The organism is Silvimonas sp. JCM 19000, assembly GCF_054652575.1.
In genome coordinates this window covers 33,579-48,286 of record NZ_BAAIHC010000016.1, presented here as the reverse complement: position 1 = coordinate 48,286, position 14,708 = coordinate 33,579, and the positions used below count along the sequence as shown (strand labels likewise).

Annotated in this window: 8 protein-coding genes; 3 read left to right on the top strand and 5 right to left on the bottom strand. The window is 61.5% G+C overall.

The features are described from left to right. Window positions 1-2: 2 nt before the first annotated feature. The 5 genes from ACYQ1A_RS14550 to ACYQ1A_RS14530 all read right to left on the bottom strand — a co-directional run bounded on the left by ACYQ1A_RS14550 (window position 3) and on the right by ACYQ1A_RS14530 (window position 9,286). Window positions 3-3,752, bottom strand: a complete 3,750-nt coding sequence (locus ACYQ1A_RS14550) for a tetratricopeptide repeat protein (RefSeq protein WP_499363105.1) — start codon at window positions 3,750-3,752, stop codon at window positions 3-5. Beyond that, entirely contained in the window at window positions 3,718-6,468 is a 2,751-nt protein-coding gene (locus ACYQ1A_RS14545) for a bifunctional glycoside hydrolase/polysaccharide deacetylase family protein (protein WP_499363103.1), read from the bottom strand. Before ACYQ1A_RS14545 ends, ACYQ1A_RS14550 begins: the two co-directional genes overlap by 35 nt. Window positions 6,469-6,802: 334 nt before the next feature. Beyond that, on the bottom strand, window positions 6,803-7,732 hold the full coding sequence (locus ACYQ1A_RS14540; RefSeq protein WP_499363100.1) for an electron transfer flavoprotein subunit alpha/FixB family protein: 930 nt from the start codon (window positions 7,730-7,732) through the stop codon (window positions 6,803-6,805). Beyond that, a complete protein-coding gene (locus ACYQ1A_RS14535) occupies window positions 7,729-8,487 on the bottom strand; it encodes an electron transfer flavoprotein subunit beta/FixA family protein (protein WP_499363097.1) in 759 nt (252 codons plus the stop codon). The genes ACYQ1A_RS14540 and ACYQ1A_RS14535 overlap by 4 nt, the downstream gene beginning before the upstream one ends. A gap of 28 nt (window positions 8,488-8,515) precedes the next feature. Next, a complete protein-coding gene (locus tag ACYQ1A_RS14530) occupies window positions 8,516-9,286 on the bottom strand; it encodes a ferredoxin--NADP reductase (RefSeq protein ID WP_499363096.1) in 771 nt (256 codons plus the stop codon). A gap of 97 nt (window positions 9,287-9,383) precedes the next feature. On the opposite strand from ACYQ1A_RS14530, the gene ACYQ1A_RS14525 reads away from it, so the two are divergent. The 3 genes from ACYQ1A_RS14525 (at window position 9,384) to ACYQ1A_RS14515 (ending at window position 14,627) form a co-directional block, all read left to right on the top strand. Next, complete coding sequence (locus ACYQ1A_RS14525) at window positions 9,384-10,331, top strand: LysR family transcriptional regulator (RefSeq protein WP_499363095.1); 948 nt, start codon at window positions 9,384-9,386, stop codon at window positions 10,329-10,331. Window positions 10,332-10,360: 29 nt separating this feature from the next. After that, a complete protein-coding gene (locus tag ACYQ1A_RS14520) occupies window positions 10,361-12,004 on the top strand; it encodes an electron transfer flavoprotein-ubiquinone oxidoreductase (RefSeq protein WP_499363093.1) in 1,644 nt (547 codons plus the stop codon). Window positions 12,005-12,215: 211 nt separating this feature from the next. Continuing rightward, window positions 12,216-14,627 (top strand): EAL domain-containing protein, encoded by a 2,412-nt coding sequence (locus ACYQ1A_RS14515; RefSeq protein WP_499363089.1) that lies wholly within the window; start codon window positions 12,216-12,218, stop codon window positions 14,625-14,627. Window positions 14,628-14,708: the final 81 nt, after the last annotated feature.

The following is a 14,708-nucleotide window of genomic DNA, read 5'->3' as shown; positions in this document are numbered from 1 at the left end:
CCTCAATAATAGAATTCATAGTTCAAGCCGTATTCGCGGTTTTGCCCGCCACTGGCATCGGTATTCTGCTGCCCGTACAGCGCCAGCCGGTCGCTGCCAAACACGCGTCCGCCCAGGCCGATCAGCCATTCAAATTGCCGTCCACTGATCGAGTGGTAGCCCGTCCCGATCGAGCCAAACGGCCGGATATCGCGGCGGAAAACGTCGCGGTTTTCGATGTCGTAGCCGAGCGCGATATCAGCGCGCTGGAAGTTCTGCGGCAGCAATTCGGCGCTGCCCAGCGTGTCGGTATTGGGCAGTACATTGTCGTAGTTGCTGCTGGTGTTGCCGCTGGCGTGGTACTGCGCCGCCTCGACGCTGCCACGCACGCTGAATGGCGATTGCGGCAGCCGATATTGCAGCGCCAGCGCTTCATCGGTTTTTGCGCCCAGATAAGTGCCGTCCTGCAAGGCAAAGCGGTTATAGCTGAGTTGGACTTCGCCATTGATCATGCGATTGATGCGCCAACTGCCTTGCGCCGTAACCCGGTCTTGTTTGCCCAGCAACATCAGCAGGCCGTCATCGGCGGCTTGTTCATTGATCGCACCTTCCAGCGTCCAGCCCAGGTCTTCCACTCCGCCCGCCAGATGCAGCACAAAACCGGCATAGGACTGGCGCCCCTTGTTGGCCAGCGCGCTGAGGCTCAGACCCGCGCCGCCGCCACGGGCATTGCTGGGGCCGAGCAACGACAAGGTCACCATGGCGTGCGTGTTGATCTGGCTGTAGCCGCTGGGTTCATAAGTCAGCGGGGCGCGGTCCAGCGCCAGCGACAAGCGGGTATTGGGCGTGAGCGCCGCTGTGCCTTGCAGCAGCAAGCGCGTGCCGGTGACATCGCTACCCTGCACCCGCACCATGCCCAGCGCCACTTGTTCCGGCTGATTGGCCAGCAACTGGTCGCTCAGGCTCAGATGCAGGGCATCGTTATCGGGCGTGCCGTTGGCGTGGTAATGCGTGAGCGATAGCGCCAGCGGCCACAGCCCGGCTTCTTGTGCCATCGAGGCCTGGTCCGCCGGTTGCGTCGCCACGCCATCGCGTGCCAGAAACCGTGCGATCGCCTCGTCGTCGCCGCGCTTCACCGCCGCCGCCAGCTCCAGATAATGCGGATCGGTCAGTTGGCGTGCATGGCGTTGCCAGTACCAGAAGCGTGCGGCGGCATCGTCTTCCTGGCCCAGATGCCAGCTGTACACCAACTCGTCGATGCGATCGCGATCGGCCTGGCTCGGCGCAGCGCCGGCCGGGGTTTGCGCTTGCATGATGGCGGCGTACAGCGCGCGTTGCGCCTGGTCGATCGGCGCAAAGCGCAGCGTTTGCGCCAGCCGCGACACCAGCGTGTCGATATCGCGCGCGGGCATGACATCGCGATTTTGCCAGGCATAACGCCGGATTTGCCACGCCAGATCCATCTGGCCAGCTTGTTCGATCATATCGGCGTAGTTGCTCAGCCACAGCATGTCGTCTTGATGCAGCGGCAACAGTTTGCGGCTCCAGGCGATGGCGCGATTGAGCTGGCCCAGCGATTGCCAACCCGCGGCGATGGCTTCGGCCAGCGAGGGGTTGTCGGCGGCGGCATGCTCCCAGCGCGGCAACACGCCAGACAAGGTGGCGGCATCGCGGCGTTCGACCAGCAACCAGATGATGCTGATGCGCAGCTCGATCGAGTCGGGCGTCAAGGCCAACGCGGCGGTGATATCGCGTTGGGCGGCGGGGAGTTGATGTTCGGATTGTTCGAGGCGGGCGCGCTGGACCAGAAACCCGGCATTGGCTTCGAGCGTGGCCAGTTGCTGGGGGTCGAGCGAGTTCAGCAGGCGGTGGGCGCCACTGTAATCCACCCGGTCCATGTCCAGGGCGAGCGCGTCGATCAAAAAGTCGACCTGGTGGAATTGCCGCCAGGCGTTTTCCAGCAAGGCCTGCCGTGCCAGCAGATCAGTGGACGGCAGCAAAGCCAGCATGCGTTCCACATCCAGTGCCTGCCACTGGTTTTGCTCATGCAGATGGTCCAGTGCCAGCCGCGCCTGTTCGCTGTGATGCAGATACCACGCCAGATCACCCAGGGTGCGCCAGTAGTTCTCATCATCGGCGCGCGCCACGGTGTGCGCCTGCCACAGCGCCTGATACGCGCCTTCCAGATCGCTATGGCTGTAGCGCAAGGCGGCGAGCGTGGTGGCCCAATCCACGCGTGGGCCAAAGCGGCTCATCAATTGCTCGTAATCGCGCGCGGCACCGGCGTCGTCGCCATCGCGCTGACGCAACCAGCCCGCTTGTTCCAGCAATAAAGGCGTGGCGCGACGCTGGAAGGCGGCTTCAAACATCTGCGCGCCTTTGCGCGGCTGGCCGATGCGTTCGTAGATGGCCACCAGCTGCAGCCACTCTTTATCGGTGAGCGCGCGTTGTTGCTCGGTATGCTGCCAGGCCGCCAGCAAGGCATCGTCATCCAGCAGGCTGGGCGCCAGGCGGAACACGGCCTGCCATGCGGTTTCATCATTGCTTTGCTGCGCCAGCTTGCGCCACATCGGTAACGCCAGCGCGGGCTGGCCTGACCATTCTGCGGCCTGGGCATAACGGCGTTGCCAATCAGCATCGTCGGGCACGGATTTGAGCGCGGTTTGCGCCACCGTCAGCGCGTCGTTCAGTTTTTTATTGCTGACGAAAACGTCATAGGCCAGACGCCAGGTTTCGCCGTCATAGGCGGCGTGGGGTTGCCCGGCGCTACTCGGCGCAGGCGCGGTCTCGGCGGTCCGCAGCACCCCGTTGGGTGCCGGCAGGCCCAATGCCAGGCGGGGCAGGGCACGTGGGTAATCCGCAACGATAACGCTACCGCGCCCATTGCCGGGCAGCTGCAGCCAGCTCATCTGCAGCAAGCGGCGGGCGTAGCGGTCGGCCATGGCTGGGTTGTTGCTGGCGCGCGCCAGGTTGATCAGCAGGATCAGTACTTCGCGGTCATTGCGCCATTCCTGGCCATGTTGCTCGGCCTCGCGCACGGCTTCGGTTGCCAGATTGCCCGCGCGCAGCGCCGAAACGCCACGCATGAAATACATGCGCCGTTGCGCCGGATCTCTGGCGGCATCTTGCGCAGCAAACCAGGCTTGTGCGCTGGCTTTATAATGCCCGGCGCCCATGGCCGAATCAGCGGCTTTGGCCAACCAACGCCCCGCCTCAGCCGGCTGCCGCTGCGCCATCGATAAATACACCGGGTCCAGCAATTCGGGCGCCCACGTCGACAATTTAGTCATCAGCCAGTTGGGGTCGAGCACCACGCGTTGGTCCAGCCAGCTTTGCGTTACTTCGGCAATCAGGCTGTGCATGCGTTCGATGGCGGCCACGCGTGGCGCGCCCGGCAGCAGCGAGCTGATTTCGGCTTCCTGCAAATCCACCCGCGCCAGATCGGCCTGTTGCCGCGTATGCGGATTGGCGGCCATCGGCGCCAGCAAGCGCTGCGCCTCGGCAAAATTGCCAGCGCGCGCATAACGCCCCACCAGCGTCTGGCGCACTTCGACGTCGTCGGGATGGTGCGCCAGTTCTGAGCGCAAATAATCGGAGGCCAGCGCATCTTCCGGGCGTGCCAACGCCGCCGCACGCGTAATCGATTCGCGCGGAAACAAGAACACCAGCCCTGCGCCCACCACGATTACGAGGGCCGCAATGCTCCAGCGCGAAACCAGGCGCGCCCGTTCTTGCGGTTCAACGTGGGCATTGGGCGATGATCGAGGCAGCATGCGTAGTCAATTTATAGTGAGTCACGGTGCCATCGGTGCTGCTGGCGGACACGGGTTTGCCGTCGGCGGTCACGCTACAACCTTGCGCATTGCGCAGGCTGAATTGCAGATTCTGTTGTTCGGCGCGTAAACGGATTTCCAGTCGTTGTGGCGTGATATGCGCCTGTTGCGTCACGCCATTGGCGTCGGCCAGCGAGATTTGCGTGGGCGCGCTCGCTTGCAACGCTATACGTGCGTCCGGGCCAGTCAGATGCAGATAACGCTCCACGCCGTGATCCAGATAACCGGCCACGCCGGTACTTTTGCCCAGATCGGGATAACCCATGCTTTGCGGGATACGGAAGGTGCGCAGCGCGCCGCCATGCAGCACAAAGGCATCGCCGTCGCGGGCTACCTGTGCATCGACAAAAAAGCTGGTGGCACGCGCGATGTATTGCGACGCATACAGCGGGGTAATGGCTTGTTGCTGCGCCCAGTCCAGCGTCTGGTTGAGCGCATCGAGCGAGGCGCGTTTGCTGGCGGTATAAAAATGCACGTACACGTCGATGGCTTTATAGCGCCGCGGTAAATCGGTCAGCTCAAAGGTTTCGATGGCACGGCGGAAGCCGTAATACGGGCCGGTCCAGTCGTTGGTGTAGACGTTCTCGTTCTGGTTGGGCGCAAAAATCTGCAGTTCGTCGCGCTTGTACAAACCAATCGCGTCCACCTGGGTAAGGGTGTTCTGGCTGCGCGTAATCAGCGTGTCACCGCCATTCATGGCCAGCACGCCGGTCTGGCGCACGGCGGCAATGGCATCGGGGGGCGGGTTGCAATCGCCGGGCCACAGATAGACTTCCACTTTTTTGCCCGGCGGCACCAGGCGACGATTGATGTAGTCGATCGAGTCTTTGGTTTCGCGTTGAATATTAAACACGTAGCCAGGGATATCGAGGTGGTAACTCTCGCCCACGCCAGCCTCGGCCAGGCCCCATTTGAAGGGGTGCGAATAAGAGTGGCTGGCAATCTCGACATTGGGCAAAGCAAACATGGCCCGTGCGGCTTTTTCAAATTCGGCGGATTGTTTGGGGTAAAGGCCGGTTGGGCCGATTTCGCCTTCAATAACCGAAGCCGTTACCGGCAGCGCACGACGGCTGAGTACTTCGTCGGTCATGACTTTGCCGGAAATCGGATAGCCCGGACGCTCGGCTTTGGAGACAAAGCCATCGCCATCGATATGAAACAGAAATACCCGGCGACCATTTTCGGTGGTCACATCGGGCACCGGCATCGGTGGCAATTGCAGCGCTTTCTGGAAGAACGCGACCGGATCAATCAGCCAACGCGCGGTGTAATCAGGCAGTTCCACCAACATATAAGGATCAAGCGCATAACCGCCCCAAGGCGTGACTGCGATGGCGACATGCTGGCGGTCACCCGCGCCTATGGTCAGCCACGGCGTGCCGTCGCGTAAATGCCAGCCCCAAAAACCGACCCGCTGCGGCAACAACGGGGCCTCTGCCTGCAGCAGCGGCGATTGCTGCAAAATGCGTGCTTGCTCGACGGTGGTGACGCCGTTATCCGACTGAATGCCAAGCTGACCTTGCCAACCGCTATCCAGATCAAAGCCCGGATTGCCCAGCATCACCCACGGCACATGCGCCGCCAGCGCGCGGCTGAGCCATTGCTCGGCGGCGGGCGTGCTGTTGCCTGCGGTCAGCCAACTGATCACACCGGCAACCTGGCCACTATCGATATCGTCCGGCATCGGCCCGGCCACATCGATATAGCGCGGCACCAAACCCAGATAATTGAGCGGGGTGGATAAATAAAGAATTTCGTTGCCCATGATGCTGGGCGCCAGCCGGGCGTTGTAAAGGATATAAACCTTGCGCGGCAGCGGCTTGAGCCCGGCCAGCGGCGCAGGGGCGGGCAGGGTGGACAGCAAGGGATCGCTCACCCACGGAATAAAGCCGTGCGCGCTGATTTGCTGCGCAATGCGTGCGCTGTCGGCAGGGGCGGCGTAATCAATGGCCACTACCGGCAATTTATATTGTGTGGTGATCGGCGCCAGTTGCTGCAGCAACCATTGCTGGTCGGCCACGGGCACTGTGCGGAACTGTTTCTTGTCGGCATCCCATCCCTGCACCAATGACTCGAATGCCACGCCGACCAGTTGATCGTGTATGCGCGGCATGATTTCAAAGCCGCGATTGGCAAACAGCTGCGCCTCGGGATAGCGCGCCTTGATGGCCTTGATCACGCGCACCAGCCCATCGGCCTGCGCCTGGCGTTGCGCGTCGGTGCGGGCCACCAGGTTAAAGGCGTCGAGCGTATCCAGAAAAAAAGCGTGATAACCGCGCTGCCACAAGGGCGTGATCATGCGGTCCAGCACAAACTGCGGCCACGCCGCTGGCGTCTGGTCAATGACCGCGCCGCCCCAGGCGGCATTGCTGCCCAACTGCCAGGCTGCCGGGATGTCGCGCGCGTAGTCGCGCTCCGGATGCACCTCGCCCAGACTCACATAGGCAAACCACGTGGTTTTGCCACCGACGGGCGGGGCGGGCAGGGCATCTGGCTCCACCACGGCCCAGTCATAAGTGGCCAGCGTGACCAGCGGCGGATTGCTGCCGTAGTAAAACGCCACGCTGGGCGCGGCCACGGCGCTGCGGCCGAACAGGCTCAGCACAAACACGAACACCGACATGCCCAGGCGGGCGAAAGAAAATTGACGCAGCATGAATACCCAGAATGCGCAAAAACAACGCGGTATGCTTACACACTAGCAAATTATACCGGGGAGCCCGTCCCAGGAGCGTTCCTGGTGGACTTTCTTGTAAGCTAGGGCTGGGTATTCTACAAAGATTTACGCGGCGTCGCAGGGTTTATACATACAGAAATGTACGCTGCCGACAGCGAAATAATATGCGGAGTAAGTGGTTTTCTTACAAAATCCCCTGTTATGAAAACCCGGGGTATGCCGAGTCGCGGCACCGGCTACCGCAGCGGCGCGGGCGGCACGGCATAAAAAAACGCCGGCACAAGCCGGCGTTTTGCTAAGCGCAATCTCTCTCTCACAAGCGTGCGGTCAACTCGGGCACCACGCTGAATAAGTCCCCTACCAGGCTGTAATCGGCATGCTGAAAGATCGGCGCATCCGGATCGCTATTGATGGCGACCACCACGGTGCTGTCTTTCATGCCCGCCAGATGTTGTACCGCGCCGGAGATGCCGATGGCGATATACAGCTCCGGCGCCACCACCACGCCGGTCTGGCCGACCTGGGCTTCGTTGGGGGCAAAGCCTTCGTCGACGGCGGCGCGGCTGGCGCCGATGGCGGCATTCAGCTTGCTCGCCAGCGGTTGCAGCAGAGTGTCGAAACCGGCAGCGCTGCCCAGCGCGCGGCCGCCGCTGACCACCACGCGGGCATTGGTCAGTTCGGGGCGGTCGCTCTGCGGTTGCACTTCGGCCAGCCAGCTGGAATGCGGCTGGGCGCTATCGAGGTTTAGCGCGCGGGTTTCGATGGGCGCGGCGGCCTGGTTGCCCGCAGCGGCAAAGGCGGGCGCGCGCACGCTGAGCACGCGGCGTGTATCCAGGCTTTGCACTCGCGCATGCACATTGCCGGCGTAAGTCGGGCGCACAAAAGTGTCGGCGCTTTCGATGCGGATCAGGTCGGGCAGCATGTTGACGTCGAGCAGCGCGGCCACGCGCGGCAATACATCGCGCGATAACGTGCCCGCTGCGGCGAGGATAACCGTGTAATCCGCTGCCAGCGCCAGCAGCGCCGGCGCCAGTTGTTCCGGGCTGATCGGGGCGGTGGTGTCGAGTTGCAGCACGCGCTGCACCCCCGCAATTTGTGCCAGTTCGTGCGCCGCAGTGCCGAGGTCGGCCCCGGCGATAACCGCGTCGATCTGCTCACCCAACTGACGGGCCGCGCTCACAGCGTGGCGCGTGGCGGGACGCAGTTGGCCTTGATGATGTTCAGCGACAAGCAGGATTTTCATGGCAACACCTTGGTGTCTGCGCGCAGACGGTTAATCAGTTCTTCCACGCTATTGACGCGGGTGCCAGCGGCGCGTGCGGGCGGTTCGCTCACGCCCAGCAATTGCTGGTGCGGCGTGAGTGCGATGCCCAAGGTCTGCGGCGTCAAGGTTTCGATGGTCTTTTTGCGTGCCTGCATCAGATTGGGCAATTTGACGTAACGCGGTTCGTTCAGGCGCAAATCGGCGGTGACCACGGCGGGCAGGGGCACACGCACGGTTTGCTGGCCGCCTTCGATTTCGCGAACGACGCTCAGTGCCTGCGCTGAATCCAGCGTGATGTGCGAGGCCGCCACCGCCTGGGCGCGGTTCAGCAAGGCCGCCAGCATCGGGCCGACCACGGCGGCGTCTTCGTCGATGGCTTGTTTGCCCAGCAAGATCAGATCGGGCTGTTCGCGCTCGGCCAGTTGCCGCAACAGTTTGGCGCTGTTGAGCGCATCGACCGGCGCATCGCCGCTATCGATCAGTACCGCGCGATCGGCGCCCATTGCCAGGGCATGCCGCAAGGTATCTTGCGCGCCGGCCGGGCCGATGCTGACCACAATAATCTCGCTGGCCTGGCCAGCCTCTTTAAAGCGCACGGCCGCTTCGATGGCGTTTTCATCGAAGGGATTCATGCTCATTTTGGCGGCGCCGATATCGACATCCGAGCCATCGGCTTTCAGCCGCACTTTGACGTTGGCGTCCACGACGCGCTTGACCGCTACCAGTATCTTCATTGTTGTGTGTCCTTGAGTGCCCAGCGGCTTACCACAGTTGTTCGACAGCCAGATGGCCCGGCGCACCGCGGCGCGACAGGGTGAAGCCGCGCTCGCCCAGAATATTGCGGGTTTCATCGACCATATCCGGGTTGCCGCAGATCATGATGCGCGAGCGCTCCTGATCCAACGCGATCCCGGTGGCGGCTTCCAGTCCGCCGTTTTTCAGTAAGTCGGTAATGCGGGTATCGAGTGCGCCTTCGACGACTTCTCGCGTCACGATGGGCACGTAATGCAGTTTGTGCGCAAATTCGCTGTAGAACTCGTGCGTGGCAAAAGCGCGGATGGTGTCTTCGTACGCCAGCTCGGCTTTTTCGCGCACGCTCTGCACCAGGATCAGCCGGTCATATTCTTCCCACGCGCTAAAGTCGTAGAGGATGGACAAGAACGGCGCCAGGCCCGTGCCGGTGGCCAACATCCACAAATCTTTGCCGTGCTCGAAACGATCGCGGGTGAGAAAGCCGTAGGCAGTCTTATCAACAAACAGCGGGTCGCCAACCTTCAGATTATTCAACTCGCTGGTGAATTCACCGTTGGGCACCACGATGGACAGAAATTCGAGATGCTCGTCGTAGTCGGCCGACAGAATCGAATAAGCGCGCCAGACGATCTTGTCGCCCTTCTGCACGCCCAACCGCGCAAACTGCCCCGGCACAAACTTGAAGGCCTCGCCACGCGTGGTGCGCAAGGTAAACAGGTTGGGCGTCCACCGGTGCAGATACGTAATCGTCTCTGTGGTGTATTTGCTATTTGCGGTCATCGCGATATTCCTGTGAGTTACTTGTCGAGCCATTCTAAGTACACGTACAATATCTGTTAACTGGATTGTTTAAATAAAACTAATCGACAAAGTAGATATGAGATACACCCTCAGACAACTCGAAGTGTTCGTTGCCGTGGCGCGGCAAGAAAGCGTTTCACGCGCGGCCGAAGCCTTATCCATGTCGCAGTCCGCCACCAGCACCGCGCTGGCCGAACTGGAAAAACAGTTTGATACGCGCTTGTTTGATCGCTTCGGCAAGCGGCTGCAGCTGAATGAGCTCAGCCGCCAGCTGTTGCCACGGGCCATCGAACTATTAGATAGGGCCGGGCAGATCGAATCTCTACTCACTGGCGACACCGGCATCGGCCCGCTCAGCATTGGCGCTTCGCTCACCATCGGCAACTATCTGGCCACGCTGCTGGTGGGCGACTTCATGCGCCAGCACCCGGGCTGCCGCGTGCAGATGTCGGTGCACAACACCGCCACCATCGTGCGCCAGGTGGCGCACCTGGAAGTCGACGTCGGTTTGATCGAAGGCGATTTTCAGCATCCTGATCTGGAAGTGCTGCCGTGGATTGCCGATGAACTGGTGGTGTTTGCCGCGCCGGGCCATCCGCTGGCCCGGCAAGACAGTGTGAGCATGGCAGATCTGGTGGCTGCGCCGTGGATCTTGCGCGAAGCCGGTTCCGGCACGCGCCAGACCTTTGACTACGCGATGCGGCATGTGGCGTCGGGGCTGGATATCCGGCTGGAGCTGGAACATACCGAGGCGATCAAGCGCGCGGTGGAATCGGGCCTGGGCATAGGCTGCATCAGTCGGCTGGCGCTCAAGGAGGCGTTCCGCCGCGGCAGCCTGGTGCCGCTGGATGTGCCGGGACTCGATCTGCAACGCATGTTCCACTTTGTGTTGCACAAGCAGAAATTCCGTACCGCCGGGGTCGAGGCCTTTATTGCGCTGTGCCGTGCCGTGTCGCAAGGCGTGCGCCGTAGCGACGAGATCGTGTTGCCGGGGCCGGATGGGCAACCGGTTCACTATCTGTAAGTAGTTAAATCTGGAGTGCGGGACAGCGTATGCAACGCGATGTAATGGAATACGACGTCGTTATCGTCGGCGCCGGCCCGGCCGGTTTAGCGGCGGCCATCCGCCTGAAGCAACTGGCGGCCGCCGCGCAGACCGAGGTCAGCGTCTGTGTGCTGGAGAAGGGTGCGCAAGTGGGGGCGCATTTGTTATCTGGCGCGGTGCTGGACCCGGTGGCGCTGAATGAATTGCTGCCGGATTGGCGCGAGCGCGGTGCGCCGCTGGATACGCCGGTCACGCATGATCAGTTTTTATTGCTGGATGAAGACGCCGCCTACGCCATGCCCGGCTTTATGTTGCCGCCCCTGATGCGCAATGACGGCAATTACATCATCAGCCTGACGCGGTTTGGCCAGTGGCTGGGCGAGCAGGCCGAGGCGCTGGGCGTTGAGATTTATCCTGGCTTTCCGGCAGCGGCGCTGGTGTTTGATGAGCACGACGTGGTCAAAGGCGTGCAAGTGGCCGATGCCGGGGTGGGCAAGGACGGCAAGCCGACCGCCGCCTACGCGCCCGGCATTGAAATCCACGCCCGCTATACCCTGATCGGTGAGGGCGCACGCGGCTCGCTAACCCGCGTGCTGGAGCAACGCCTGGGCTTGCGGCCGGTGCCACAGAAATACGGCCTGGGCGTAAAGGAATTGTGGCGCGTGCCGGCGGCGCAACATCGTGCTGGCAGCGTGATCCACGCGCTGGGCTGGCCTTTGGGCGATCGCGCGGGCGGCGGCCTGTTTATCTATCACATGGCGCCAGACCTGATTTCGATCGGCCTGGTTACGCACCTGGATTACGCTAATCCGTCCTTGTCGCCGTTTGAAGAATTCCAGCGTGCCAAAACGCATCCCGCCATACGCAGCATGCTGGCTGGCGGCGAGCGCATCGGCTACGGCGCCCGCGCCATCAGCGAAGGCGGCTGGCAAAGCCTGCCGCAACTGGCATTTGCCGGCGGCGTATTGCTGGGCTGTGCGGCTGGCATGGTTAACGTGCCGCGTATCAAGGGCAATCACAACGCGATGAAGAGCGGCATGCTTGCCGCCGCCAGCGCTTTTGCTGCGCTACAAAGCGGGCGACAACACGATGTGCTGGCGGATTACACCGAGGCGGTGCGCACGTCGTCTATCGGCCGCGAATTGCGCCAGGTTCGCAATATCAAACCGGCTTTGTCGCGGCTGGGGCTGGTGGCGGGCACGCTGTATGCCGGGGCCGAGATGTGGCTGCAACAGCTCGGTTTGGGCACGCCCTGGACCTTGCGCCATAGCAAACCTGACTTTGCCACGCTGCGGCCGCAAGCCAGCTTACAAGCTGAAAGCTATCCACGCCCCGATGGCGTGCTGACCTTTGATAAAGCCAGTTCGTTGCAATTATCCAACACCTGGCATGAGGCCAATCAGCCGGTGCATTTGCAGTTGCTGCACGCCGAGCGCGCTATCTCTTTGAATTTGCAGGTGTATGGCGCGCCAGAAACGCATTATTGTCCGGCCGGGGTGTATGAAACAGTGCAGCGCGACGGCGTGCCCGCCCTGCAAATCAATGCGCAAAATTGTTTGCACTGTAAAACCTGCGATATCAAAGACCCTTCGCAAAACATCGTCTGGCAGACGCCAGAGGGCGGTGGCGGGCCTAACTACAGGGATCTTTGATCCCGACGCGGCGGGCAAGCGGCTGTTCTGCAAGCATTTTTCTTAAGCAGTATTGACCGGGCGCAAGGCGCGCCCGGATTGCCTGGGCGGCCGCTGCGCCGCATGCCGCGCACATGCTGGTGTCATGGTGCACACACAAAAGTGGCATCGCCGATAATTACAGTTTGTGCCAGCAAAATACTCTGTTTATGCTCATTCCCTGAATGACCCCGTGACCAACCCCTTCCAAGTGATTCCGCCCTTGTTATCCCGGCTGCGCAATTTCTATACAGATAACCGCTTAGCATTGCGCCTGGTGGCTGCCGTCATCGTAACCAGCGTGCTGGTCGCGCTATCGCTGGCGTTCTTTCTGGCCCGCCAGGAATACCAACGTAGCCTGACCCAGATTCGTAGCGATCTGGAAACACTGTCGCGCACCGTGCGCCCGCAGTTGGCCGTCAATCTGTGGCTGGTCAATACCGAGGCGGTGCGCACCCAGCTCAATTCGCTGTTGCAAACCAAGGTGGTCGGTTACGCCGAACTGGTGGAAACCGACGGCTCACGGTATCAGGCCGGGCAATTGCCGGACGATCATCGCTCAGTGGTCAGCATGAGCTTTCCGGTTGAATACCTGCATCCGCTTACCAACAAGGCGGTGCGGCTGGGCCAGCTGACGCTGGTGAACACGCTGGACGGGCTGGAAGCGCAGATCTTTGATCAGATGATGCGGATTCTGCTGCTGCTGGCGACCGGGATGTTTGCGGCAGCGCTGTGTTTTATCTTGCTGTACCACCGTCTGATTGCGCGGCATCTCCGCCATATCGCCGATTTCACTCGCCACTTCAATTACGAGAGCTTGACCGCGCCATTGGTGCTGGCCCGGCGCGATACCAGCCCGGATGAGCTGCAAACGCTGGCCGATGCCTTCAATGCCATGCGCCGCAATCTGCAACAAGGCCTGAACGAACGTGATCAGGCGCAGCATGAACTGATCCGCGAAAAAGAGCTGGCCGAAGCCACCCTGGGCTCGGTGGCCGACGCCATCATCACCACCACGGCCGATGGCCGCGTCAAATTGCTGAACCCGGCGGCGGAAACGCTGACGGGCTGGATGTATCAGGAAGCGCTAGGCCGTCCGATTACCGAAGTGGTGGCCACGCTGGCCGAAAACGGCAGCACGCAACTGATCGAAATGCTGGATGAAGTGCAAGCGGGCAAGCATCCGCCGCGCCGCGTTACGGCCACGGTGATCAGTCGCCTTGGTCAACGTTATCGCGTCGAGATGGCGCTGGCCGCCGTGCCCGATGCCGATGGCATCGGCTTTGTGGTGGCGCTGCACGATATTTCTGAAGCCGAGGCGCTGACGGCGCGTCTGGCGTATCAGGCCACGCACGATGAACTGACCAGCCTGACCAATCGACGCGGCTTTATGAGTGCGCTGGTGCACGCCAACGAAACCGTGCGCTCAGGCGGCAAAGCCTGTGTGCTGATGCAGCTGGATCTGGATCAGTTCAAGCTGGTCAACGATACCTGCGGCCATCTGGCGGGCGATGAATTGCTGCGCCAGCTGGCGCGTTTGTTGCAAGAAATGGTGCCCATCGGCGTGCTGGTCGGGCGTTTAGGCGGCGATGAATTCGGCGTGCTGGTGCCCGGCGAAGAGAGCGACGGCGCGCAGGCGCTGGCCGAACGCATCCTGATGACGCTGGAGCAATATCGCTTTGTCTGGCACGACCGCCCGTTTACCGTCACCGGCAGCATGGGCCTGGTCAATCTGGATGCTGACGCGCCCAATCTGCAAGAAGTAATCAGCCGCGCCGACGTCGCCTGTTTTGCGGCGAAAGAGGCGGGGCGCAATCGCTATTCGTGGTATCGCGGTGGCGAAGTCAATCTGGAACATCGGCATAACGAATTGCAGTTGCTGGCCACCTTGCGCCAGGCGGCTGAGCAGAACTGGTTCCAGCTGTACTTTCAGCCCATCGTGGCCGCCAATGGCCAGGGTGAACCGCATTACGAAGTGCTGCTGCGGCTGGTGGATGCAACGGGCAAGGTCATCTCGCCGGGCGCGTTTATCCCGGCGGCAGAACGCTATGACTTGATGGCGACCATCGACCGCTGGGTGATCGCGCATACGCTGGCCGAAATCAACGAGCGCATGGCGCGCGGCGAAAAGGTGACCATGCTGTCGGTCAATCTCTCGGGCAAGTCGCTGACCAAACAGACGCTGGCGTTTGTGCTGGAGCAGCTGGACGAATCGAAAGTGCCGCCCGATTTGTTGTGTTTTGAGATTACTGAAACCAGCGCCATTGCCAATATCAAGGAGTCCACGCTGTTTATTGAGGCACTGCGCTTGCGCGGCTGTCGCTTTGCGCTGGACGACTTTGGCAGCGGCTTTTCGTCGTTTACTTATCTGAAGACGCTGCCGGTGGATTATCTGAAGATCGATGGCAGTCTGGTGCGTGATGTGGTGGAAGACCACGTCAGCCGGCAGATGGTGATTGCGGTCAACCGCATTGCGCATGCGATGGGGCGACAGACGATTGCGGAGTATGTGGAGTCGGCTCAGATTGCGGCGAAATTGACTGAGATCGGGGTGGATTATCTGCAGGGGTATCACATCGGCATGCCCCGCCCCTCCCAAGGGTGAGGGGGCCACTGCAGCACGGCCATTTTGCGTCCCGGCGGTACTCGAAATCCTCACGTACAAAACGTACGCTCCGGTTTCTCC